Source organism: Paenibacillus sp. EPM92 (assembly GCF_016586185.1).
Classification (GTDB): domain Bacteria; phylum Bacillota; class Bacilli; order Paenibacillales; family NBRC-103111; genus Paenibacillus_G; species Paenibacillus_G validus.
In genome coordinates, this window is the sequence record NZ_BCPS01000076.1 from 133,342 (window position 1) to 154,819 (window position 21,478).

24 protein-coding genes are annotated in these 21,478 nt (G+C 54.3%); 8 read left to right on the forward strand and 16 right to left on the reverse strand.

The window, feature by feature from the left end; genetic code table 11:
* Nucleotides 1-27: 27 nt before the first annotated feature.
* Nucleotides 28-756, reverse strand: a complete 729-nt coding sequence (locus JMF85_RS17950; protein WP_127605839.1) for a phosphonate ABC transporter ATP-binding protein — start codon at nt 754-756, stop codon at nt 28-30.
* Nucleotides 757-885: 129 nt separating this feature from the next.
* Between JMF85_RS17950 and JMF85_RS17955 the strand changes: the two genes are divergently transcribed.
* The 4 genes from JMF85_RS17955 to JMF85_RS17970 all read left to right on the forward strand — a co-directional run bounded on the left by JMF85_RS17955 (nt 886) and on the right by JMF85_RS17970 (nt 3,301).
* Complete coding sequence (locus JMF85_RS17955) at nt 886-1,056, forward strand: hypothetical protein (protein ID WP_164751739.1); 171 nt, start codon at nt 886-888, stop codon at nt 1,054-1,056.
* 405 nt (nt 1,057-1,461) lie between these two features.
* Nucleotides 1,462-1,632: an aspartyl-phosphate phosphatase Spo0E family protein gene (locus tag JMF85_RS17960; protein ID WP_127605837.1), complete on the forward strand. Its 171-nt coding sequence runs from the start codon at nt 1,462-1,464 to the stop codon at nt 1,630-1,632.
* Nucleotides 1,633-1,814: 182 nt separating this feature from the next.
* The gene (locus tag JMF85_RS17965; protein WP_054795428.1) at nt 1,815-1,997 is read left to right on the forward strand and encodes a hypothetical protein; all 183 of its coding nucleotides are present in this window, start codon (nt 1,815-1,817) and stop codon (nt 1,995-1,997) included.
* A 128-nt stretch (nt 1,998-2,125) separates the two neighbouring features.
* Complete coding sequence (locus tag JMF85_RS17970) at nt 2,126-3,301, forward strand: M20 family metallopeptidase (protein WP_236595902.1); 1,176 nt, start codon at nt 2,126-2,128, stop codon at nt 3,299-3,301.
* 50 nt (nt 3,302-3,351) lie between these two features.
* Here JMF85_RS17970 and JMF85_RS17975 read toward each other — a convergent pair whose 3' ends face one another.
* The 12 genes from JMF85_RS17975 to JMF85_RS18030 all read right to left on the reverse strand — a co-directional run bounded on the left by JMF85_RS17975 (nt 3,352) and on the right by JMF85_RS18030 (nt 13,233).
* Nucleotides 3,352-4,074: an amino acid ABC transporter ATP-binding protein gene (locus tag JMF85_RS17975; protein ID WP_127605835.1), complete on the reverse strand. Its 723-nt coding sequence runs from the start codon at nt 4,072-4,074 to the stop codon at nt 3,352-3,354.
* Nucleotides 4,067-4,747 carry an amino acid ABC transporter permease gene (locus JMF85_RS17980; RefSeq protein WP_127605833.1) on the reverse strand — a complete coding sequence of 227 codons (681 nt, stop codon included), beginning with the start codon at nt 4,745-4,747 and terminating at the stop codon, nt 4,067-4,069. Before JMF85_RS17980 ends, JMF85_RS17975 begins: the two co-directional genes overlap by 8 nt.
* A 109-nt stretch (nt 4,748-4,856) precedes the next feature.
* A complete protein-coding gene (locus JMF85_RS17985) occupies nt 4,857-5,696 on the reverse strand; it encodes an ABC transporter substrate-binding protein (protein ID WP_155613995.1) in 840 nt (279 codons plus the stop codon).
* A gap of 218 nt (nt 5,697-5,914) precedes the next feature.
* The gene (locus tag JMF85_RS17990; protein ID WP_127605829.1) at nt 5,915-6,211 is read right to left on the reverse strand and encodes an RNA-binding protein; all 297 of its coding nucleotides are present in this window, start codon (nt 6,209-6,211) and stop codon (nt 5,915-5,917) included.
* A gap of 12 nt (nt 6,212-6,223) precedes the next feature.
* Entirely contained in the window at nt 6,224-6,430 is a 207-nt protein-coding gene (locus JMF85_RS17995; protein ID WP_127605827.1) for a YezD family protein, read from the reverse strand.
* A gap of 94 nt (nt 6,431-6,524) precedes the next feature.
* Entirely contained in the window at nt 6,525-7,361 is an 837-nt protein-coding gene (locus tag JMF85_RS18000) for an alpha/beta hydrolase (RefSeq protein WP_054795424.1), read from the reverse strand.
* 21 nt (nt 7,362-7,382) lie between these two features.
* The gene (locus tag JMF85_RS18005; RefSeq protein WP_201318665.1) at nt 7,383-8,444 is read right to left on the reverse strand and encodes a sulfate/molybdate ABC transporter ATP-binding protein; all 1,062 of its coding nucleotides are present in this window, start codon (nt 8,442-8,444) and stop codon (nt 7,383-7,385) included.
* A 5-nt stretch (nt 8,445-8,449) separates the two neighbouring features.
* Entirely contained in the window at nt 8,450-9,337 is an 888-nt protein-coding gene (gene cysW, locus JMF85_RS18010) for a sulfate ABC transporter permease subunit CysW (protein ID WP_127605823.1), read from the reverse strand.
* A gap of 21 nt (nt 9,338-9,358) precedes the next feature.
* Nucleotides 9,359-10,195, reverse strand: a complete 837-nt coding sequence (cysT, locus tag JMF85_RS18015) for a sulfate ABC transporter permease subunit CysT (RefSeq protein WP_054795422.1) — start codon at nt 10,193-10,195, stop codon at nt 9,359-9,361.
* Nucleotides 10,196-10,213: 18 nt separating this feature from the next.
* Nucleotides 10,214-11,320, reverse strand: a complete 1,107-nt coding sequence (locus tag JMF85_RS18020) for a sulfate ABC transporter substrate-binding protein (RefSeq protein WP_201318666.1) — start codon at nt 11,318-11,320, stop codon at nt 10,214-10,216.
* A gap of 271 nt (nt 11,321-11,591) precedes the next feature.
* Nucleotides 11,592-12,086, reverse strand: a complete 495-nt coding sequence (locus tag JMF85_RS18025; protein ID WP_127605817.1) for a Fur family transcriptional regulator — start codon at nt 12,084-12,086, stop codon at nt 11,592-11,594.
* 91 nt (nt 12,087-12,177) lie between these two features.
* Nucleotides 12,178-13,233, reverse strand: coding sequence for a CobW family GTP-binding protein (locus JMF85_RS18030; protein WP_201318667.1), 1,056 nt, complete (start codon nt 13,231-13,233; stop codon nt 12,178-12,180).
* A gap of 171 nt (nt 13,234-13,404) precedes the next feature.
* Between JMF85_RS18030 and JMF85_RS18035 the strand changes: the two genes are divergently transcribed.
* Nucleotides 13,405-14,763 (forward strand): N-acyl-D-glucosamine 2-epimerase, encoded by a 1,359-nt coding sequence (locus JMF85_RS18035; RefSeq protein WP_236595903.1) that lies wholly within the window; start codon nt 13,405-13,407, stop codon nt 14,761-14,763.
* A 72-nt stretch (nt 14,764-14,835) separates the two neighbouring features.
* Complete coding sequence (gene trhA / locus JMF85_RS18040; protein ID WP_236595904.1) at nt 14,836-15,471, forward strand: PAQR family membrane homeostasis protein TrhA; 636 nt, start codon at nt 14,836-14,838, stop codon at nt 15,469-15,471.
* 497 nt (nt 15,472-15,968) lie between these two features.
* Here the strand turns inward: trhA and JMF85_RS18045 are convergent, their stop codons facing one another.
* The 3 genes from JMF85_RS18045 to JMF85_RS18055 all read right to left on the reverse strand — a co-directional run bounded on the left by JMF85_RS18045 (nt 15,969) and on the right by JMF85_RS18055 (nt 20,317).
* A complete protein-coding gene (locus JMF85_RS18045; protein WP_230875936.1) occupies nt 15,969-16,382 on the reverse strand; it encodes a DUF4395 domain-containing protein in 414 nt (137 codons plus the stop codon).
* Nucleotides 16,383-16,407: 25 nt separating this feature from the next.
* The gene (locus JMF85_RS18050) at nt 16,408-18,822 is read right to left on the reverse strand and encodes a type IA DNA topoisomerase (protein WP_201318668.1); all 2,415 of its coding nucleotides are present in this window, start codon (nt 18,820-18,822) and stop codon (nt 16,408-16,410) included.
* 247 nt (nt 18,823-19,069) lie between these two features.
* On the reverse strand, nt 19,070-20,317 hold the full coding sequence (locus tag JMF85_RS18055) for a GTP-binding protein (RefSeq protein WP_201318669.1): 1,248 nt from the start codon (nt 20,315-20,317) through the stop codon (nt 19,070-19,072).
* A 320-nt stretch (nt 20,318-20,637) separates the two neighbouring features.
* Here JMF85_RS18055 and JMF85_RS18060 point away from each other — a divergent pair, with 320 nt between their 5' ends.
* Both JMF85_RS18060 and JMF85_RS18065 read left to right on the forward strand, forming a co-directional pair.
* Nucleotides 20,638-21,063 (forward strand): SRPBCC family protein, encoded by a 426-nt coding sequence (locus JMF85_RS18060; protein ID WP_141335814.1) that lies wholly within the window; start codon nt 20,638-20,640, stop codon nt 21,061-21,063.
* A 1-nt stretch (nt 21,064) separates the two neighbouring features.
* Nucleotides 21,065-21,454: an ArsR/SmtB family transcription factor gene (locus JMF85_RS18065; RefSeq protein ID WP_201318670.1), complete on the forward strand. Its 390-nt coding sequence runs from the start codon at nt 21,065-21,067 to the stop codon at nt 21,452-21,454.
* Nucleotides 21,455-21,478: the final 24 nt, after the last annotated feature.

Here is a 21,478-nt window from a genome sequence, read left to right on the forward strand (position 1 = left end):
CCCGGCTTTCTTCGGTACGTGTATCGGTTAAAATATAAGTTCTTTTTCCCTCTGGGTCAAACGACGACCGGCGATATCGACGACGAAGCGCCCGCCCGAAATTCCCCAGATGCGTGAGCCGAATTTCTCGGCGAGCTCGATTTGGTGCAGGCTGCAGAACACGAGCAGCTTCTCTTTACGGCAAATGGACTGCAAATCCTCCATCACGCGGCTGGCCGCTTCGGGGTCGAGACCGGACACCGGCTCGTCCGCGAATATGACTTTCGCGCCTTTAATCAGCGCCCTGCAGATGGCGACGCGTTGTTTCTCGCCGCCGCTTAATTTCTCTATCGGCTCGTGAGCTTTGTCGAGCAGTCCCACCTTGTCGAGATAGTCCATCGCTTCCATATGATCTTCTTCCGAGACGGAGTTCGTCAGAAAGCGCCACCATGATTTTTTGAACAACAGCGCGCCAAGCACGTTCTTCAGCGCCGATTTCCTCGGATTGAACTGCGGCTTCTCCTCCAGATAGGCCCACTGCTTCTGCAGCTTGAATTTCTCCCATGCGTTCAGGGACGTAATGTCTTTACCGTCATAAATATATTGCCCTTCATCCCATTTCTCCTTGAGCATGAGACAACGAAATAACGTCGTCTTCCCGCTGCCGCTGGCGCCGAGCAGGGCAACCAATTCGCCCTCGTCCGCTTGGAAGCTAAGCCGCTGCAGCACGCGATGGTCGGGCTGGAACGTTTTGGATAAATTTCGTACGATGATCATCCGAGCTTTAATCTCCTTTGTGCGCATCCGGTAGTCTACTCCACTATATCACGTCTTTCCACATAAAAACCACATTTCGGAACATCCTATTACAGGTTCAATCCCACTTTATAAAGGAGGTTCACCCGCATGAAACATCAATTGGTGAAATTGGTCAGTGAGCAAGCCGGCATTACCGAGGGTCAAGCGGACAGCGCTGTAGAGGCCGTAATCGGATACTTCAGAACGCGTGTGCCTGCCGACATGGCTGAAGAAATCAACAATTTGGCCGTCGGTCACAATCAGGACGATCAAGGGTAACCCCAGGGGATGGCCTTGCCAAAGAAGCCGAACGCGCAGAGCGTCCGGCTGCTTGCTTGCGGAACGAATCCGCTTATTGCGGGTTCGTTTCCTTTGGAACTTCATTTAAACTCGGTGGCCGTTTTGCGGCTTTATCCGCGTCCACGGGAGTTTCCTCTTCCGTAAATTTATTTTCTCTGAAGTCCGGACTGTTTTTCGTATGTTTTCGTTCGTTATGCATAAGCATTCACCTCCCATTATGTTGGTAATATGCCGCATTCGGAACGTTCGTATTCGAAATTTGTATGATTTTGTCATAAAAATTATGAATCCGTTCGACAACGATTTACAAACTTTACGCATGATTTATATTATAATATTCAAGATCGGACAACTTTATCACGCTGGGAGATGGGGTCAGGAAAGATGGAAGAAGTGGAATTGAAACGTCGCTTGGAGCGGATGCAAATTCAGCTCTATCGGCTAGTTGAACAAAGAGGCAGCTTTGTAGACCCCCAAGTGGTTAAGCTCAGTCAACAAATCGATCGTCTGGTCCTGACCATTCAACGAAGGAAGATGAAGGAACGCGTGCAGTAAACCAAGAGGCCATTCAAAAAAATGCGCCTCTTTTTTGCGCCCGCACTTGTAAAACATTACATAATGTGTTATATTAAAACCGTGGAATATCAAGGGTTTCAGCAAAATGACGACGTTCAGTCCCCCTCTATGCCGCGCTTATGATCGCACCATTCACGAACCTAATAAAGGAGCGATGCAGCATGACTTATGAAGCACAACAACCGCAGGAGAAGAAAATTCTCGTCGAACTGACCCTTAATGAAGCGCTTTCGCTAACCGGCACCCGTTTTCCGCAAAACCATCGTCTGGAAGTCGATGCCATGCACAAGATCAAGAAGCAGTTGGATGAACAACTAATCGATAAGCGTAATAGCCTGCAATAAAGATGATACCTAGCCTTCGGCAGCCGCCGGGGGCTTTTTACTTTGCCTGCCGGTGTGGCGGCTTTCGTTGCTTACCTACAGGTCAATCTCTATAATGGACGTATACCGCTCAACCGGAGGTAAATCTTGTGGACAAACAAACCATTGTAAATCGCATCGATCAACTGGCTTCCGAATTTATTGACATCGCTGCCTTCATCGGGGAGAATCCCGAACTCGGTCATGAGGAATGGAAAGCGTCCGCGCGCTTGAAGGAAGCGCTCGAACGGCACGGCTTTCAAGTACAGTCCCCCGTACTCGATCTGCCTACCGCTTTCCTGGCAACATATAAGGCGGCAAAACCGGGGCCTACGATCGCTTTCCTGTGCGAATACGATGCGCTGCCTGAGCTTGGTCATGCGTGCGGCCATCATCTGATCGCCGTGATGGGTCTTGCGGCGGCCGTCGGTTTGCAAAGCGTCATCGAACAAACCGGGGGCACGATCCGCGTATACGGCACGCCGGCCGAAGAAACAAAAGGCGCCAAAGTAACGATGGCCGCTGCCGGCTTGTTCGACGACGTCGATGCCGCATTAATGGCGCATCCCTACTATGCTTACGAAAAATCCGGCATGTCGCTGGCGATGGACGCGCTGCAGTTTGAATTTCACGGCAAAGCCGCCCATGCCGCGGCCAGCCCCTATGAAGGCGTTAACGCGCTGGATGCGGTGCTGCTGCTGTTCCAAGCGGTCGGTCTGCTGCGGCAGCAGCTGCGCAGCCATGCGCGCATCCACGGCATTATTACGGAGGGCGGGAAAGCCCCGAATATCATTCCCGCGTATGCCGCCGCCCAGTTTTACGTCCGTTCCGCCGATCGGCCGTATACCGATGAAATCGTCCGCAAGGTGCTGAGCTGTGCCGAAGGCGCCGCTTTACAAACGGGCTGTACGATGAAGTGGTCGAATTACGAGTACTCGTACGACGAGCTGATCACGAACGAAGCGTTATCAGAAGCGTTCACGCACAACTTGATCGCAATGGGGATTCCGGAGGCGGACATTCAGCACGGCAAGGATCACGGGTCGCTTGACCTCGGCAACGTGTCCCGTCAATGTCCCTCCATTCATCCGTATGTGAAGGTCGTCGACGAACAGCACCTGCTGCATACGAAGGAGTTTCGCGATCTCGCCATGCAGCCCCGCGCCTTCGAAGGGATGCTTCTCGGCGCGAAGGTACTCGCCCGGACGGCTTATGACGTCGCCTCGTCCCCGGCGCTGCTGCAAGCGATTAAGAGCGAGTTCGAGCGGCGCGTATTGTTCAAATAAAAAGCCGCGGCGCCGGATCATCCGGTTCAGCCGCGGCTTCGTTGTTCAAGCTAAAGCACCTTGCGCAAAAATTCTTTCGTTCTCGGATGCTGCGGGGCGGCAAAGACGTCGGCCGGCGTTCCCTGCTCGACGATCTTCCCGCCATCCATGAAGATGAGCCGAGTACCCACTTCGCGGGCAAAGCCCATCTCATGCGTGACGACGACCATCGTCATGCCCTCTGCGGCCAGCTCCTTCATGACGTCTAGCACTTCGCCGACCATTTCCGGATCGAGTGCGGACGTCGGCTCGTCGAAGAGCATCATCGTGGGCGACATAGCGAGGGCGCGGGCGATCGCAATCCGCTGCTTCTGGCCGCCGGACAGGCTGCCCGGATAACTGCCGGCCTTCTCTGCCAGGCCGATCCGCTTCAGCAGCTGCTGAGCGATCTGCTGCGCTTCGTCCTTCGTCCTCAGCTTGAGCTTCACAGGAGCCAGCGTAATATTCTCCATCACGGTCATGTGCGGGAACAGATTAAATTGCTGGAACACCATCCCCATACGCTGACGCAGCTCGTTGATATTGGACTTCCCGCGCAGCAGTGAGACACCATCGAATTCGATATCGCCGCCGGTCGGCTGCTCGAGCAGGTTCAGGCAGCGCAGGAATGTGCTCTTCCCCGAACCGCTGGGACCGATGATGACGACGACCTCGCCCTTATGAATGTCGAGATCGATTCCGTTCAACACGTGATTGGAACCGAATGTTTTGCTTAATTGGGTTACTTTAATCAGAGGTCTTCATCCTCCTTTCGGCAATGCCGAGCAGCTTGGACAGCGTGAATGTCATGATGAAATAGATGAAGGCCACGACAATCAACGGCTCGAACGGCAGGAACGTATTCCCTTTTACCGTATCTGCGCTGTACATCAATTCCCCGATTCCAATGACGGAAACGATGGACGAGTCTTTAATGATGATGACGAACTCGTTGCCAAGAGCGGGCAGCACATTACGAAGAGCCTGCGGCAAAATAATGTGTCTCATGGCCATCGCATGCGACATGCCAAGCGAGCGGGCCGCTTCCATCTGGCCGCGGTCGATCGCTTGAATCCCGGCCCGAAACGTTTCGGCAACGTAAGCGGAGCTGTTGATCGACAACGCAATAACCGCAGCCATCATATCCGGGAAAGACGATCCGAAGTAAGGCACCTCGGGAAAGTGAATACCGATCTTAGGCAAGCCGTAATAAAACAAGAACACTTGCACGAGCATCGGCGTTCCGCGAATAAACTCGATATACGAAGTCGCGAACAGCCTCAGCGGCCATATTTTGGATATGCGCATTAAGGCAATGAAGATGCCGAGGATAACCCCCAGCACTACGGTGAAGGCCGACAAAATTAAGGTGACCTTCGCCCCGTCGATAAAAAACATATAATATTTCGGTAAGAATGAAAAATCCACGACTCGCCCTCCCTTCCTCTTCTAATATCGGTTGTAAACCGAACAAAAACCCGCCGGAAATGGACTCCGATCAGGTTTTCATTCCAGCGGCAACAGCCGCCTGACCTTCTTATTCCACTAATTCATTCGCTTCTATGACCAATTTATCGATCGTTTTGTCTGCAATCAGCTTGTCCAGCGCCTTGTTCATCGCTTCAACCAGCTCTGGGTTGTTTTTCTTCACGGCAATCGCCGATCCGCTGTCTTCCGTCGTCAGCTTAATGTCCGCAAAAGCAAGATCCTTGTTCTTGCTCAGATATGCGGCTGCAACGGGCTGTTCGACGACCAGAGCTTCCACTTTATTGTTCTTGAGCTCCAGCATCAAGTCGGAAATTTTACCGATAGCCTTCACTTCGGAACCCGGCATTTGCTCTTTGACGATCGCTTCTTGCGTAGCGCCTTTTTGCGCGCCGACCTTCTTGCCCTTCAAAGCTTCGATCGTATTGTACTTGTCCTTGTCGGCCGCGCGAACGACGACCGTTTGAATCGCCGTATAATACACTTTCGTAAAATCGACGGCTTGTTTGCGTTCTTCGGTCGGCGTCATGCCGGAGATGACGAAATCGATATTGCCGGCTTCAAGCGCCGCGAGCAAGCCATCGAATTTCATATCTTTCAGCTCCAAAGTGACCCCTAATTCCTTGGCAATCGCTTTAGCGATTTCAATATCAAAGCCAACGATCTGGTCTTTTTTGTCAATTTCTTTATGAAATTCATATGGCGGATAGTCTGCGCTCGTACCGACGACGATTTTGCCGGCTTTCTTGATTTGATCCAGCTTTGTTTCTTTTTGGACTTCGGCAGGCTTGTCCCCTCCGGTAGTTGTCGTGGCTGCAGGTTTCGTACCGCAAGCGGAAAGTATGAGCAGGAAACATACCAAAATAATAAAGGACACTTTGTTTTTAGGCATTGGTCAATTCTCCTTTCAAGATAACTTCAACATTATATTATACGAGATGTTTTTTTACAATAACTTTGCATGATTGCGGCTGCATAATTCCGTTATACCACGATCCATTTAAGTAAATCTAGCAGCCTATGAACCAGGAAACGAGGTGCTCTACCGGCAAGTTGCAACACTTCCAGCCCTGATAAAAAGGGAAAAAGCGGCAATCCCTCCTAAGAGGATTACCGCTTTTCGATATGAGAAACTACGAACTCCGACAACTGTTTGGTCAAGCCGCCCTTGCCGAACTTGAGATAAACGCCTTTGGAGCGATCTTCCCCCTGCAGCGAGGTCAGAAAATCGACGATTGTCTGCCGCCGGGCAACGATATCCCGAATGCCAAAGCGGTACAACCATTCGTCCACGGTATTATAGATGCCGCGGTTCAATCCGTACTGCTCGAAGCAATACGTGACAAATTGAAAATCGGGAATTTGAAGATCAGGCGACGGTGATGTATTTTCCACTCTGGAGAGCATGAATTTCCCTCCTTACGGATTTGTTCGCTGCTGCTTCGGTTCAATTGTCGTCCGTCTCACTTGCTGTTCCGCCGCTTCAAACCGTTTACGTTCCGTACGTTCAATCTGAACGATTCTACCGTCATGTACGACAATTTGTACGCTGCCGTATTCTAACCCATTCACGCTTTGCAGTATTCGTTTTGTCCAAAGATCATCCACATCAAGCGGCTTCGCCATCATAATCCCTCCGTGACCAAATTTATTTAACCCTATGCGTTAACTCGGCTTTTAATGTATGAAAAGCAGACGATTAATCCGCTTCCCGCTGTTCTTAAATCGTCCAATCATTCCATTCGTTCTTCCGTTTATCGATGTACAGGAGCCAATCCCGCGTCTTCTGAATCAACTGTTCTTTCGCTTGTCCGCCGGAATACGTATGATCGGCCTGAAAAATAACTTCCTTGTCGCACTGCCCTTGACTCCGCAGCCAAAACAGCTTCTGATACAAGAAGCAGTAATCGACCGGGATCACTTCATCGGCCGTTCCATGTACGAGCAGCACGTCTCCGTTAAATTTCCGGAGCTGCTCGAACGGCTGATGCCGGGTCAAGCTTTCGAAAAACACCGGTTGCAGCGCGTAGCCCAAATAGTCGGAAGAGCCGAACTGCACCGCTTGCTCGTACACTTTCTTGCCGGTAATGCCGACAATATCGTTGAAGGGATAAGCCACGGACGACCACATCACCAGCGTCTTCACACGTTTGTCCTTCGCGGCTGTCAATAAGGCTACGGCGCCGCCTAAGCTGTGGCCGAGCAGCACGACCCGCTGCGGGTCGACGCAGTCGATAGCGAGCGCATAATCGATCACGCTGCGCGTCTGGTCGATCATCGCGTCGAGGCCCCCGGCACCGTAATCGCCGGTGCTTTCGCCGCAGCCTCCGAAGTCGAAGCGCAGCACCATGTAGCCGTGACGGGCGAACTCCCGGGCCGACATAACGAACAACCGATCCACGCCGATACGCGTGCCTACAAATCCGTGGGCGATGATGACGATGGGCGTGCGCGCTGTCGCGGAACGGTCCGGCGTCTCGTTCTCCGTGAAAACCGGATAATGTAAAGTTGCCGCTAGCTCAATGTTTCCGCTTTGAATGGTGATGTGATGTTCCATGGCAGGATCCCTCTTTTACAATTAAATGTGAACCGGCATCGGATCGTTCTTCAATCCGTTCTCGAGAATAAGATGCCTCTCCTCGTTAAACAAATACAAGCGGTGAATCAACACGTGTACATCAGTGCCAGGCTTCAGCTCGGGAAGCTCCAGAGAACGGTAAGCGAACAGCCGATCGCCTTCGACCTCCACTTCCACCTGCCAATGTATGCCTCTGAAAAATACGTTTCGAACGATGCCTCGCTCGGCCGCCGACGGATAAGAAACTTCGCCGGGCAATCCGACCTCGATAAATTCCGGCCGAATGATCGCTTTCGACCGGGATAAGACATCCGGATCGAATCCCTTTAAGTTCGAGATGTCGTCCAGCGGATTCGATTCCCCGATAAAACCTGCTACGAATGGTGTCTGCGGGTGCTTATAGATGTCGATCGGCGATCCCTGCTGCTCTAATCTCCCCTGATGAATGATCATGATCTGGTCGGCGACCTCGACGGCTTCCTCCTGATCGTGCGTGACGAAGATCGTTGTGATGCCCACGCGGTCGATCATCTCTTTCAGCCAGGTCCGCAGCTCTTTGCGAACCTTCGCATCAATCGCGGCGAACGGCTCGTCGAGCAGCAGCACTTGCGGTTCCGGCGCAATGGCGCGAGCGAATGCGACCCGCTGCCGCTGACCGCCGGAAAGCTGATGCGGCAGCCTTTTCTCTAACCCTTTCAATCCCGTGAGTTCGATCAATTGTTGAACTCTCTCTTTAATTTGCGCTTTCGTCCGTTTTTGAACCGTTAAGCCGAACGCAATATTGTCGAACACGCTCATATGCCGGAATAACGCATAGTTCTGAAAGACGAAACCGATGCCGCGGCTTTGCGGCGGTTCATTGTTCACGCGTTTGCCGTGAATAAGGATATCGCCGGAATCCGGCTCCTCGAGTCCTGCCAGCATGCGCAGAATCGTCGTTTTTCCGCCGCCGCTCGGTCCGAGCAGCCCGATCAGTTTCCCTTTCTCAACCTCGAAGCTTACATCTTTGGTCGCTTGGAAGCTGCCAAAGCTTTTGGTCAAGTGTTTGGCAACGATATGCATAGGCCTTATTCCCCTTCCCGGCTTTGCTCTTTGGCATGCTTCCATTCGATGACAGACTTGACGACAAGCGTCACGACAGCCAACAGGACAAGCAGCGACGCGATGGCAAACGAGCCGGCAAAATTATATTCATTATACAAAATTTGAATGTGCAGCGGCATCGTATTCGTCTGGCCCCGGATATGACCCGAGACTACGGAGACGGCGCCGAATTCACCCATCGCACGGGCGTTGCACAAAATAACCCCATACAACAGGCCCCACTTGATATTCGGTATCGTGACTTTCCAGAAGATGCGCCAGCCCTTGGCGCCGAGCGTCACGGCCGCCTCTTCCTCTTGCGTACCCTGGGCCTGCATCAACGGCAGCAGCTCCCGGGCGACGAACGGGAACGTAACGAAGATCGTCGCAAGCACCATGCCGGGCAGCGCAAACAATATTTTGATATCGTACTGCTGCAGGAGCGGCCCGAACCAGCCTTTGGCGCCGAACAGCAGCACGAAGATCAGGCCGGCGATGACCGGAGATACGGCGAACGGTAGGTCGATCAGCGTGATAAGCAGGTTTTTCCCTTTAAAACGAAACTTCGTAATCGCCCACGCGGCGGCGACGCCGAACACAAGATTCAGCGGGACGGCGATGGCAGCGACGCTTAAGGTCAACCGGATCGCCGCGGCGGCGTCGGGCTCGGTTAAAGCTGCGGCATACACTTCCCAGCCTTTGCGGAACGCCTCCGCAAACACGCTGATAAGCGGCAAGATCAGCAGCAGTCCGATGAACAGCAGCGCGATTCCGATCAGGATAAATTTGACGAAACGCGATTCGGTAATATGGCGGGGCCGATCTGCGGTCTTGGCCCCGGCCTTGGCAGTTGTCGTGACATAGCCGGCCATGGCGGTCCTCCCTCTCTCGACCTAGACGGTCGTGAAGCGGCGGTTAGCCCGCCACTGGATCAGGTTGATGACGAACAAGGTGACGAAGGAGATCAAGAGCATGACCAGCGCAATGGCCGTCGCCCCCGCGTAATTGTATTGTTCCAGCTTCGTCATGATGAGCAGCGGAGCGATTTCCGTCTTCATCGGCATGTTGCCGGCGATAAACACGACCGAGCCGTACTCGCCGACCCCGCGTGCGAAGGCCAGCGTAAATCCGGTAAGCAGCGCCGGGAACAACGCCGGGAAAATAATGCTGCGAAACGTCCGCCAGCGGCCGGCACCCAAGCTGACCGCGGCTTCCTCTACATCCTTCTCCAGTTCTTCAATGACCGGCTGCAGCGTCCGGACGACGAACGGGATGCCGATGAACGTTAAAGCGAGCGTGATCCCGAGCGGTGTAAACACGATCTTGATGCCATGCGGTTCGATCAGCTTGCCGATCCAGCCGTTCTGGGAATAAATCGTCGTCAAGGCGATCCCCGCCACCGCCGTCGGCAGTGCGAAGGGCAGGTCGACGAGCGCGTCGACGATCTTCTTGCCCGGGAACGTGTACCGGACGAGCACCCAAGCGACGATAAAACCAAAGATGGAATTAATCGCTGCCGCCGCGAGCGACGTGCCGAAGCTGATTTTTAAAGACGCGATGACACGTTCGTCCGCAATCGTTCCCCAGAAGTCCGACCAGCCCATACCGGACGTTTTAATAAAAATAGCGGACAGCGGGAACAGAACAATAAGGCTTAAGTACAATACAGTAAAACCCATCGAAATCCCAAACCCGGGTAAAATACTGCGCTCTTTCCAAGCTTTTCGCATACCGTCGTTCTCTCCCCGTTACGGTTTGTAAATTTTGTCGAACACGCCGCCGTCGTTAAAGTGTGTCGTTTGGGTTTTCGTCCAACCGCCGAACGGCTCGTCGTTAATGGTAAACAGGCTGACTTTGGCGAATTGGTTCTCGTATTTCTTCGCGACCGACTCCAGACGCGGTCGGTAATAGTTTTTAGCGGCGATCTCTTGGCCTTCTTCCGAATACAAATATTCGAGGTAAGCCTGAGCGACTTCGCGGGTGCCCTTCTTGTCGACGACTTTATCGACGACGGCAACCGGCGGCTCCGCCAATACGCTGATCGAAGGTGTCACGATTTCGAATTTGTCTTTACCGAACTCATTGATCGACAAGTACGCTTCGTTCTCCCAGGCGATCAGGACGTCGCCGATCCCTTTTTGCACGAACGTGTTGGTTGAATCGCGTGCCCCGGAGTCAAGCACCGGTACGTTCTTGAACAGCTTCTGCACGAATTCTTGCGCTTTCGCCTCGTCCTTGTTGTTCTTTTGGTAAGCGTAGCCCCATGCGGCTATATAGTTCCAGCGTGCGCCCCCCGACGTCTTCGGATTCGGCGTTATGACTTGAACGCCCGGCTTCACCAGATCGTCCCAATCTTTAATCCCTTTCGGATTTCCTTTCTTCACCAGGAACACGATGGTCGAGGTGTACGGCGTACTGTTATCCTTCAGTTTGCTTTGCCAGCCCTCGTTGATTAAGCCGGCATTTTGAATCGCATCGATATCGTAAGCGAGCGCAAGGGTCGTGACGTCGGCTTCCAAACCGTCGATAACCGAACGGCCCTGCTTGCCGGATCCGCCGTGCGACTGTTTAATCGTCACGTCTTGACCGGTTTTATTTTTCCAATAAGCGGAGAAAGCTTTGTTATAGCTGACATACAGCTCGCGAGTCGGATCATAGGAGACGTTCAGCAGCTCAACCGCCGGTTTGGCCGATGCGGCCGGCTTCGAACCTTCTGCCGGAGCGGCGCCCCCCGTGTCGGCTGTCTTGCCCGATCCTCCGCCGCAAGCGGTAAGACTGACTAATGATAAGGTTAAAGCGCCGAACAAGGACCACTTGCCGAAGGAACGGAACGCTTGTTGATATACGGTTGTCATAACAGTTACTCTCCCCTTGTATAAGTTTCTCTTATGAGTACGTCGTGAGTTTATCGGGCAAGGGTAATTGGCCAATCCCCAAGCATCGTAATCAGCGTTCCGGTGGTCCGGTAACAAACAAATAATTCCGATAAACTTACTATGTTATGGAAGTATATTAGCATCCGTCTTTTCGTCCTGTCAATTGTTTTTTATTTTTTCTTCCTTTTTTTACGTGCAAAAGCCCCGCCTTCCGTCACGGTTATCCGCTGGGAAGACAGGGCTTATAAAGTTACGCCTCGGGGACGAGCGAATCGGTCGTGCCGCCGGATTTGGCCGCCTCGCTGCAATCGCTGCAGTACCCGAGAATGTCGAACCGATGATTCACGACTTGAAAGTCTTGCGGAAAATTGGACATATGCTTCATCGGGCAAAATTCAAAGGGAACCGTCTTTTCGCACTGCATACAGATCAGATGATGATGATGGTGCGATCGGCAGCGGGCGCGAAATTTCAATCCTTCGTTCAAATAAATTTGCTCCAATACGCCCATTTCGCTTAACAAACGGAGGTTGCGGTATACCGTATCGAAGCTGACTCCCGGGTACGACGCCCGCATATATTCGTAGACGTCCTTCGGTGACAAATAGCCTGGCGATTCGGCGAACAAAGCCGCCAATTTTTTGCGCTGGTCGGTGATCCGCCAGCCTTTGGCCGACATCGCTCTGACAATATCCTGAATTGTCTCTTGAACTTCGTGCTTATGCACATGCTCGTGATTTTCCATAGCGACCTCATCTTTCTCTACCGGTAACGCTCCCGAACGATTGGCGTTGCCGGATATCTTATCTCATAATGCCGTATTAGCCAAGGAAGAGTCAAGACTCCGAGCGCTCAAGCGCCGTCAACTCGGTTTCCAGGACGGACCGGTCGAAGTGCTCCCCGATAAAGACGGCGACGCTTGGCACGTTTTCCTTCGGCGCAATTTTCATAAAATCCATTTGCCGGTACGCATACTGGAACATAAACGGACTTGCCGTATCGGTAAACCGCAAAATGCCCTTGGCTCGAAAAATGTTGTCCGGCAGCCTTCCAACCAACGCTTCGAACCGCTCGCTGTCGATGGCCCGGGTGAAAAAGTGCGTATACGCCATGACGTGGTCATGCGAATGATGCGCCGCCTTCGCAGCGTCCTCGCTGTGCCCGCTATGCTCCGCATGGTGTACTGCGCAACCGTGATCATCAGGATGCTCGTGATGCGAATGCCCCTCGGCGCAGGTGCAGCCCAGGGCGTTATCGCGATGGTGCCGAACAACGCCTCCTTCCAGCCGATCGAACAGCGTGAAGTCGATCTCGCTGCGTACGGTTCGCACGATCGGAGCCGTCGGATTCAGCTCGCGGATCAGCGCTTCCAGGCGAAGCCACTCGCTCGGGGGAACAAGATCGGTTTTATTGAACAAAATGAGGGTGGCGCATCGAATTTGGTCAGCCATCAGCCGGTATGTCCGCGATTTCGGCGATTCCGACTTTTCGGCGAACAGCGCCGCATCGACCACGGTCACAACGGAGGCAAGCTCCGCCCGCGTCAGCAGCGAGGCGTCGGTCACACCGTCGAGCATTTCCATCGGATTCGCCGCGCCCGTCGATTCCACGAACACGACATCGGGCTGGTGTTCATCGATCAACTGCTTCAGCTCGAGTCCGAGATCGCCGCGAATCGTACAGCAAATGCAGCCGCCTAGCATTTCCGTCATCGGTACCTCTGCGCTCACCTGCATGCCGTCGAGGTTCACCTCGCCGAGCTCGTTCATAAGCACAGCCGGTTTACGGCCGTTTAATTGATAGTAATCGAGTGCGCGCGTCAGCAGCGTCGTCTTGCCGCTGCCGAGAAAACCGCTTAATATATGGACAGGAATCGTATGTGTATGCTTCATGAAGTTCACTTCCGTTTTTCTTCAAATTGTACGCCGCACGGAACGGAATGTCAATTAAACGGAATATTTACGATTATAATCAAGCGGTATCTGCTTCTATTTGAGCGCGCTTTGGAATACATGCTAATAAAACCGGTCCACCGCAACCGCATGGAAAGAAGGGCTGTTTTGGTGAAGGACGCGAACCCGCTCTGTCAAGCCACCATTCAAATCGACCCCACGTTCGCCTATTACGTGGATCGCTCGGAAGCGAGCGTCGCCGCCGAGCTTGAGCAAGCCGGCTACCGCAGCGTACGTTATTTTGTTACCGATGAAACGAAGATCAACGGACGCCTGGTCCGTGCCCTGCGCGAGCGCGGCATGGAGGTTTGGGCGATGGCGCTGGGCAACGGCGCATATGGAACCGGGCATCTTCCGCCGGCGTGGCGAAGCTGGCAGATGGAGCTGTTGAAGCCGGTGAACGACGGGTACGTCCTGCTCTCCCCGTTCAGCGCGGGATATACCGCCTGGAAAAAATCCGCGTTAGCCCAAGTTGTCCGCGAGCATCCGTTCACCGGCCTGGAAATCGCAGAAGCGTATTTTCCCGAATGGAACGGGCTGGGCACCGGGGTCTACGGGGACGTCGGCCCGTTGGCGCAGGCGGCTTTCCGCCAGTTCAGCGGCGGGGCGATGCCGGAATTCCGTCTTCGCACCTCCCCCCTGTACTATAAGAAAGACCGCGCCCGTTACTTGCTCTGGATCGACTTGCGCGTGCGCGCAGTGAACGACTTTCTGCACGAGGTTATCAACGGCCAGGGCGGCGTGCGCGATGCGAATCCGCGGATTCGCATCGCCACCTGGTCGCTCGCCGTCGATGCGGGCCGCGACCCGGTCGGGGACGTCCGTGAAGCGCAGGGGATCGACGCGGTCGCGATGATCCGGCGCGTCCGGCCCGACGCGCACGTGCTGCAGACGCATTGGCCGGACTGGATGCGGGCCCGTCTGCCGGCGGATTACATCCGCAGATACCGTCCCTTCGCAGAGCCGATTCGTCTCGCTTTTCCTTCCCTGCCGCTTGGCGTACAGACGGACATCGGATCGCTGCGCGGGATGCGCCGGAGCCGGGCCTGGCTGAAGCGGTTCGGAACCGAGGCGCAAGCGCAGGGCTACCGCTTCTGGACCGCTTACGAGCACTCGATCGGGCTGCCGATGTATGCGGAGCCCCCGCTGCCCTTGTCGGCGGCACGCTTAGGCGACGCGCGCCGGGTACGGTTGACGTTCAGCAAGCGGATCGATCCGGCTTCCGCCGCAGGCGGAGCATTCCGCATACGTACGACGAACGGCGGCTTTGGCGGCGAGCTGGCGCCGATCCATGTGGAGGCTGTGGACGGACAGCTCGTCGAGCTGTGGTCGGACGGCTTTCCGCCGGAGGCGTTCGAGCTTGAAGTCATCGGTGTGCGCGATACGCCCGACCGCTGGCTGCTCCGCGATCAGCCGGCCAACACGACGCCGGACGGCACCCGTGTGTCGATCCCCGCATTTCCCGATTGATCATTGGTCATTTATCTCATGAAGGGTTACAATTAAAATAAATCCCATCCATGCCCGAAGGAGTGAATGCCCGTGAATGCCGCCGCTCTTAAACAAGAACGCGCCAACGCTATCAGCCACGGCATCGGAGCCGTGCTCAGCGTGGCCGCTCTCGTCCTGCTGGTCGTCCGTTCTTCGCTGTACGGTACGCCCTGGCACATCGTCAGCTTCGCCATTTTCGGCGTGTCCCTAATCCTGCTTTACGTGTGCTCCACCCTGCTGCACAGCGCCCGCAAGGAACGCTGGATCAACCTCTTCGAGATTATGGACCATGCCGCCATCTATGTCCTGATCGCAGGCACGTACACCCCTTTCCTGCTGGTGACGATTCGCAGCCCGCTAGGATGGAGCTTGTTCGGCGTCGTCTGGGGACTGGCGCTCGCCGGCATCATCTTCAAGCTGTTTTTCGTTAAACGATTCAACGTGCTGTCGACAATATTCTACATCGCCATGGGATGGATGATTATTCTCGCCTTCCGGCCGCTGGTACAGCAGCTGCCCGAGCCCGGCGTCATGTGGCTTGTCATCGGAGGGATCCTGTACACGTTCGGCACCGTGTTTTATTTGTGGAGGAAGATTCCTTATCATCACGCCATCTGGCATACCTTCGTCCTGCTCGGCAGCGTCAGCCACTTCATTTCCGTTTATTTCTACGTCCTGCCGAACTAAGCGGCGAAAAGCGGCAGCATCAATAAATTTGTTGGTGCACAAGGTCCACGAGGACCACAAGGGCAACAAGGAGCACAAGGTCCTCAAGGTATACGAGGGCTACTGGAGCCGCTGATGCTACGGGGGCTGCTGGTGCAACAGGCCCCGCAGGAGCAGCAGGTACTACGGGCGCTGCTGGTGCCACAGGTGCTACGGGCGCTACAGGGGCTGGGCTATCCCAAAAGAAATCTGCCTGGTGTACACCAATAAAATTTTTGACTTTGAGTGGATACATGACTTCACGACTGCTAGAATTTTTCATGCAGCTTGAAAACTGCCGAATTTGTAGACGTCAATATGAATAGTTCCCGCACAAGAAATCATTTTTAGATAAGCAGTTAGCGCTATTCAAAGCAAATAATCAAAAGCCATTCCTCCAGCCGCCGAATGGGCGTCTTGATGGAATGGCTTTACATTTACCTATTATATTAATCCTTCATGTCATTCGTATGATGCTGTTAACGCCGCCGCAACCGTTTAAATTGATAATACAGGAAGCATCCTACGCAAAAGCCGCAAATCGCGACGAAAGCGGCCACGGCTACAAGTGCAGCCGCCACATATCCACTCCAGCCGGAAGGATCCAGCCAGAACGCAATCATGGACACGGTCAGCAGCGTCACCGCGATGGAGTTGTTAAACCGGCTGAGCTCCGCCGCCTCGGTTTGCGCTCCCTGGATGCGATGCTTCAAAAAGGGCGATGCCAGCTGCACGAACACATTGACCCGGATGCCCCGCCATAACGTAATCAATTGCACCGCCCATAACGCCGCAATCAGTGCGGGCTGCTGCAAGACGATTGCCAGCACTACGAAAACGACAATGCCGATTTGATTCGTACGAATGAACGGAATCGGAATTTCTTTCATCATTTTTCCCCTCTTTTCAACCAGAATATTAACGCTCTACGCTTAACTCCCCGGTGCTCGGGTCGCGAAGCACGATGCGGCCTTCAACGGCAACGCCGTTTCCGCCCAATACCTGCATCGTATCCGTTCGCCCCTGCTTCAGCAAGCGCGCAACGGCGGCATCGGTCAGCGCTGCCCCGACGCCTTCCTTCCAGATCACGAACTTGCAGCCGCTCTTATACGCGCTGCAGCCATACCCCCGCTTGCCGCGAATAATATGCCCGCCGCAGCCGGGACGCGGACACGCGCCCAGCGCCTCCCGAGTCGCCGCAGCCGTAGGGGGCACCGTCTCGGTTGCCCGCTGCGGGTGGACCGCCGTCGGCGCCTCGCCCGCGGAGGAGGCGGCGACTGCCGCTTCAAGGGCCGCTGCCGTCCGGCGCGGCGCACGCTTCGGCGCTGCTCCTTCTTCCGCCTCGCTGCGCTTCCGCCTCCCGCGCCCCGCCTGCGACGGCTCGCCCGGCACAGCCGCTTCGCCCGCCGCCTTGCCGCGCGCCGTGCTTTTGCGCTTCGGCTTCTCGCCCTTGGCCGGCTCGGCGTCGGTGCCGAACGCCTGCTTCGCGGCCGGCCGCTGTACCCGCACCTTGTTGACGATCGACAAGGTGAATTTCTTGACGTTCTGCATGAACGTCTCGTCGGAAGCCGCACCGCGCGCAATCTCGTTCAGCCGCCGCTCCCAGTGGCCGGTCATCTCCGGCGAAGTGAGCAGCTCGACGCCGGCCCCGCGGATCAACTCGACGGCCATACGGCCCTTGGTCGTAATTTCGATGCGCTTGCCCTGCATGACGACATAGCCGACCTGCTTCAGCCGCTCAATGATCGCGGCCCGCGTGGCCGGCGTGCCGAGGCCGGAATCTTTCATCGCGTCGCGAAGCTCCTCGTCCTCAATCTGCTTCCCGGCGCTTTCCATCGCTTTCAGCAGCGTGCCTTCCGTATAAGCTTTGGGGGGCTGGGTTTCTTTCTCCTTGGCAATGGCGTTCACGCAGTGTACGCCCTGCGTTCGGTCCAAGTTGAACGGAGTTGTCACTTCCTCTTCCGCCGCTTTCTCGTCATCGTCCTCCTTCTCGGATTTACCGCGGGATTTGGCCGTCGTCTTTTCCTTTTTCTGATCGGCGTATAGGACTTTCCATCCCAAGGAAATCAGCTGTTTCACCGTCGTTTTGAACTTTTCCCGCTCTACTTCCGTGAGCACCGTATGCACCTTATATTCGGCAGCAGGATAAAAATGAGCTAAAAAGCGCCTTACAATCAAATCGTATACTTTAGCCTCATCCGGCGCCAACCCTTTCGCCGTGCGGAGGGTTGGCAGGATGGCGTGATGATCCTCGACTTTGGCCGGATTGCAAACCGCTTTATTGTTTTTGTGCACCAGCTGCGGATTGGCCGCTTCAACAAACGAACGATAGTCCGTTCCGCGCAGCTGCTGAAGCGCCTTGTGCATTTCCGGGATGTTTGACTCGGTCACATAATTGGATGTCGTTCTCGGGTAGCTGATGACCTTATGTTTTTCGTAAAGCGCCTGCGCCACATCCAGCGTTTTCTTGGCCGAAAATCCGAACTTGGCATTCGCTTCCCGCTGCAGAAGGGTCAAATCGTACAGCTTAAACGGGTATTCCTTCGTGTCCTTGACTTCATACGACTGGATCGTGCCCGCTTTGCCTTTTACCTTGTTGACGAGCGCTCCGGCTTTCTCCGGGTCCGTTAGCCGATCCCCCTGCCACAGACCCCGGTATTCCGCAGCCCCTTGCTGAAAATAAGCCTCTACGTCATAAAAGGTATGGGAGCTGAACGCTTCGATTTCCTTCTGGCGATCATACAGCAGCGCCAAGACGGGCGTTTGCACGCGTCCAACGGATAACAGCACCTGATGCTTGGTCGTGAACGCGCGCGATCCGTTCATACCGATCAGCCAATCCGCTTCGCTGCGGGCTCTTGCCGCTTTCGTTAAATTGTCGTACTCCACCCCTTCTTTCAATTCAGCAAAGCCTTTCCTGATCGTTTCAGGGGTCAAATCCGAGATCCACAACCGTTTGACCGGGTGTTTCAATTTTAAATACCGCTGGATGAGGGAGAAAATGTGCTGCCCTTCCCGCCCTGCATCGCATGCGTTGATCAACAAATTGCTTCGCTTGGCCAAGTCCCCGATGACCTTGAGCTGATCCTTTGTTTTGAGATTGGGCAGCAGTTTAAACTGTTCGGGAATGATCGGCAAGTCGTGGATGTTCCACTTCTTATATTTTTCATCATACGCATCCGGTTCGGCCAAACCGACCAAGTGGCCGATCGCCCAAGTAATAATGTATTGTTCACCTTCGAGATAAGACCTGTGATTCTTCGCTTTCGGATCGATCGCGGCGGCAATATTGCGACCCATATCCGGTTTTTCGGCAATGATAAGAGTTTTCAAACCTTGTACGCGCCTCCGTATCCAGAGAACTTTCTTTGCCAATCGTAACGAATAATCGAAGCTTTGTAAACCCGCTGCCGGTAATCCGGCATGCTTCTCGGTCAGGTTTCCCACGCTTGCTTGAAGCGTTCGCGAAGCTGAAAAAGGACACCTTCCCCCTTCTAGAAGAAAGGGAAACGTGTCCTTTGAAGCAACGGGGATTGCAGTCGCACGCCTTGCGTCTTGACGGTTGCCGAACGGGAGACCGCTACTTTTCCGAGCCGGACAGGATCATTTCGAGTTGTTCGGATGAGGCATTCGGCAGTTCATCCTTCAACTTGCTCCAGTTTGACTGCATCTCAGCGTCGGTCAGCAGGCACCGGTCGAGTCCTTCGGTTAGTACGGCCTTGTCCATATTTATGCCGATCAGCACAAGCTTGGTGATCCGGTCGCCGTATACCGGGTCCCAATCCAGCTTGAGCTCGGGTTCTTCGGCCAAGGTCGCCTCCCTTTCCGCTGCCGGAAGGGCGGCAACCCACAAGCCCGCCGGTCCGATTTGAATCGAGGGGCCGGCTTGGCTTAAATTTTGGGCAACCGCGTTTCGAGTAGCCAGCCACAAAATACCCTTCGCGCGGACAACCTCCTCCGGCCAATCGGCCATCCATGCCGTCAGACGTTCCGTATGGAAGGGTCTGCGCCGTTCGTATACGAAAGAAGATATACCGTACTCCTCCGTCTCCGGCGTATGATGGGCGTTCTGCAGCTCCTGCATCCACCCGGCCGACGTACTGGCTTTCTCGAAATTAAACCGTCCGGTATTCAAAATCTCCTTCGGTTCGACCTTCCCGTGAGACGTGCGAACAATCGATGCCCGAGGCTGAAGTTTACGCAGCACCTGCTCCAATTCATTCAATTCGTCCTCCTGGACGAGATCGCATTTGTTCAACAGCAGCACGTCGCAAAACTCAATCTGGCTGATGAGCAAATCTACGACATCACGCGTATCGTCTTCGCCCACGGCCTGCTGCCGCTTCAGCAGCGTCTCGCCGGACGAGAAATCGTGCCAGAACCGGTAAGCGTCAACGACGGTGACCATGGTATCGAGGCGGCAATAGGTAGACAGATCGATGCCGTGCTCTTCATCGATATACGTGAAGGTTTGCGCGACGGGAACCGGTTCGCCTACGCCGGTCGATTCAATAAGGATGTAATCGAATCGGCCATCCTTCGCCAGCCGCTCTACCTCGCGCAGCAAGTCCTCCCGCAGTGTACAGCATATACAGCCGTTAGACATCTCGACCAGCTTTTCTTCCGTGCGGGATAAGCCCCCTCCCTCTTTGATCAGCTCTGCGTCGATATTCACCTCGCTGAGGTCGTTGACGATGACGGCCACCTTCAAGCCTTGGCGATTGTTCAACACATGGTTCAACACGGTCGTTTTGCCCGCTCCTAAATACCCGCTCAACACTGTGACCGGCAGCAGCTTTTCCTTTGAGACGATATGCGCTTCTTGCATGGGACACACTCTCCTTTATTTGGACTACACAAGTAAAACAGTTAGTTAATTATACGTAATATTTACGTATAATGAGCATAAAATAAACTCCAACCCTGGATTTATTCGTAATTATTACTGTCAAAATACATTCTATCTGATTTCGCCCCCTTTGTAAATAGTATTAATTACGATTAAATGATTGGTGCCTCCCCTCACTGCATCCCATCATTTGACATGCAACCTAAAGGTGTCATATAATACATAACGAAACCAAATGGTTTCTTATCGATAAGAGCACAAGCGAACAAACAACCCATTCCGGTATTGGAGGAATTCTCATGGAAAACGACCGTTCACAATCACTGCCCGACATTCGCCAGACGCTGGTGCTGAACGCCCCGATTCGCAAGGTGTGGGACGCCGTTGCTACATCCGAAGGTATTGCGGCCTGGTTCATGCCGAATGATTTTCAGCCTGTAGCCGGCTTTGAGTTTCACTTGGAGGCGGGTCCGTTCGGCAAGTCACCCTGCAAAGTAACGGAAATCGATCCTCCGAACAAGCTCTCCTTCCGATGGGGAGCGGACTGGACGCTGACTTTCGAATTGATCGACCTGGACGGCAAAACGGAGTTTACGCTGATCCATTCCGGCTGGGATGCTGACAAAGTCACTGAATTCGGGGAAACGCACACGCTGGTGCGCGATCGCATGAACAATGGCTGGGCCGGACTTCAGCAGTCGCTGCGCAAGTATGTAGAGGCCTAAGATGGCGGCTCCATCCGCGAAAAACGACGTCTTTCAAGCGATCGCCGATCCTACCCGCCGCAAGCTGCTGAAATTGCTTGTCGACCAGGAAATGCCTGTCACCGTCATCAGCGGACACTTTCCGATAAGCCGGACAGCCGTTTCGAAGCATCTTCGCATTCTGGCCGACGCGGGTCTTGTCAAGGATAGGAAAGTCGGGCGAGAGACGCGATACCGGCTTGAACCGGAACCGCTACTCGAATTGAAGCGATGGCTCGCTTATTACGAGCGCTTTTGGGAAAACAAGCTGTCCACGCTCAAGCGTTTCGTAGAGTCCGGCGATTCGGAGGGGACGAGCCTGTATGGCCCGCTGGAAGTGATCGATCGAAACAGCAAGGACTCCGGGAAGTAAGTGCATGACATGAACCCTTTGCTG

Coding starts and splice junctions, on each gene's coding strand:
- JMF85_RS18005 (WP_201318665.1), bottom strand. CDS start 8,444: ATGCATATCGTTGCCAAACACTTGACCAAAAGCTTTGGCAGCTTCCAA.
- JMF85_RS17990 (WP_127605829.1), bottom strand. CDS start 6,211: ATGCTCTCCAGAGTGGAAAATACATCACCGTCGCCTGATCTTCAAATT.
- JMF85_RS18045 (WP_230875936.1), bottom strand. CDS start 16,382: ATGATGAAAGAAATTCCGATTCCGTTCATTCGTACGAATCAAATCGGC.
- JMF85_RS18000 (WP_054795424.1), bottom strand. CDS start 7,361: ATGGAACATCACATCACCATTCAAAGCGGAAACATTGAGCTAGCGGCA.
- cysW (WP_127605823.1), bottom strand. CDS start 9,337: ATGGCCGGCTATGTCACGACAACTGCCAAGGCCGGGGCCAAGACCGCA.
- cysT (WP_054795422.1), bottom strand. CDS start 10,195: ATGCGAAAAGCTTGGAAAGAGCGCAGTATTTTACCCGGGTTTGGGATT.
- JMF85_RS18020 (WP_201318666.1), bottom strand. CDS start 11,320: ATGACAACCGTATATCAACAAGCGTTCCGTTCCTTCGGCAAGTGGTCC.
- JMF85_RS17995 (WP_127605827.1), bottom strand. CDS start 6,430: ATGGCGAAGCCGCTTGATGTGGATGATCTTTGGACAAAACGAATACTG.
- JMF85_RS18065 (WP_201318670.1), top strand. CDS start 21,065: ATGGCGGCTCCATCCGCGAAAAACGACGTCTTTCAAGCGATCGCCGAT.
- JMF85_RS17960 (WP_127605837.1), top strand. CDS start 1,462: ATGGAAGAAGTGGAATTGAAACGTCGCTTGGAGCGGATGCAAATTCAG.
- JMF85_RS18030 (WP_201318667.1), bottom strand. CDS start 13,233: ATGAAGCATACACATACGATTCCTGTCCATATATTAAGCGGTTTTCTC.
- JMF85_RS18060 (WP_141335814.1), top strand. CDS start 20,638: ATGGAAAACGACCGTTCACAATCACTGCCCGACATTCGCCAGACGCTG.
- JMF85_RS18055 (WP_201318669.1), bottom strand. CDS start 20,317: ATGCAAGAAGCGCATATCGTCTCAAAGGAAAAGCTGCTGCCGGTCACA.
- JMF85_RS17950 (WP_127605839.1), bottom strand. CDS start 756: ATGATCATCGTACGAAATTTATCCAAAACGTTCCAGCCCGACCATCGC.
- JMF85_RS17985 (WP_155613995.1), bottom strand. CDS start 5,696: ATGCCTAAAAACAAAGTGTCCTTTATTATTTTGGTATGTTTCCTGCTC.
- JMF85_RS18025 (WP_127605817.1), bottom strand. CDS start 12,086: ATGGAAAATCACGAGCATGTGCATAAGCACGAAGTTCAAGAGACAATT.
- JMF85_RS17965 (WP_054795428.1), top strand. CDS start 1,815: ATGACTTATGAAGCACAACAACCGCAGGAGAAGAAAATTCTCGTCGAA.
- JMF85_RS17955 (WP_164751739.1), top strand. CDS start 886: ATGAAACATCAATTGGTGAAATTGGTCAGTGAGCAAGCCGGCATTACC.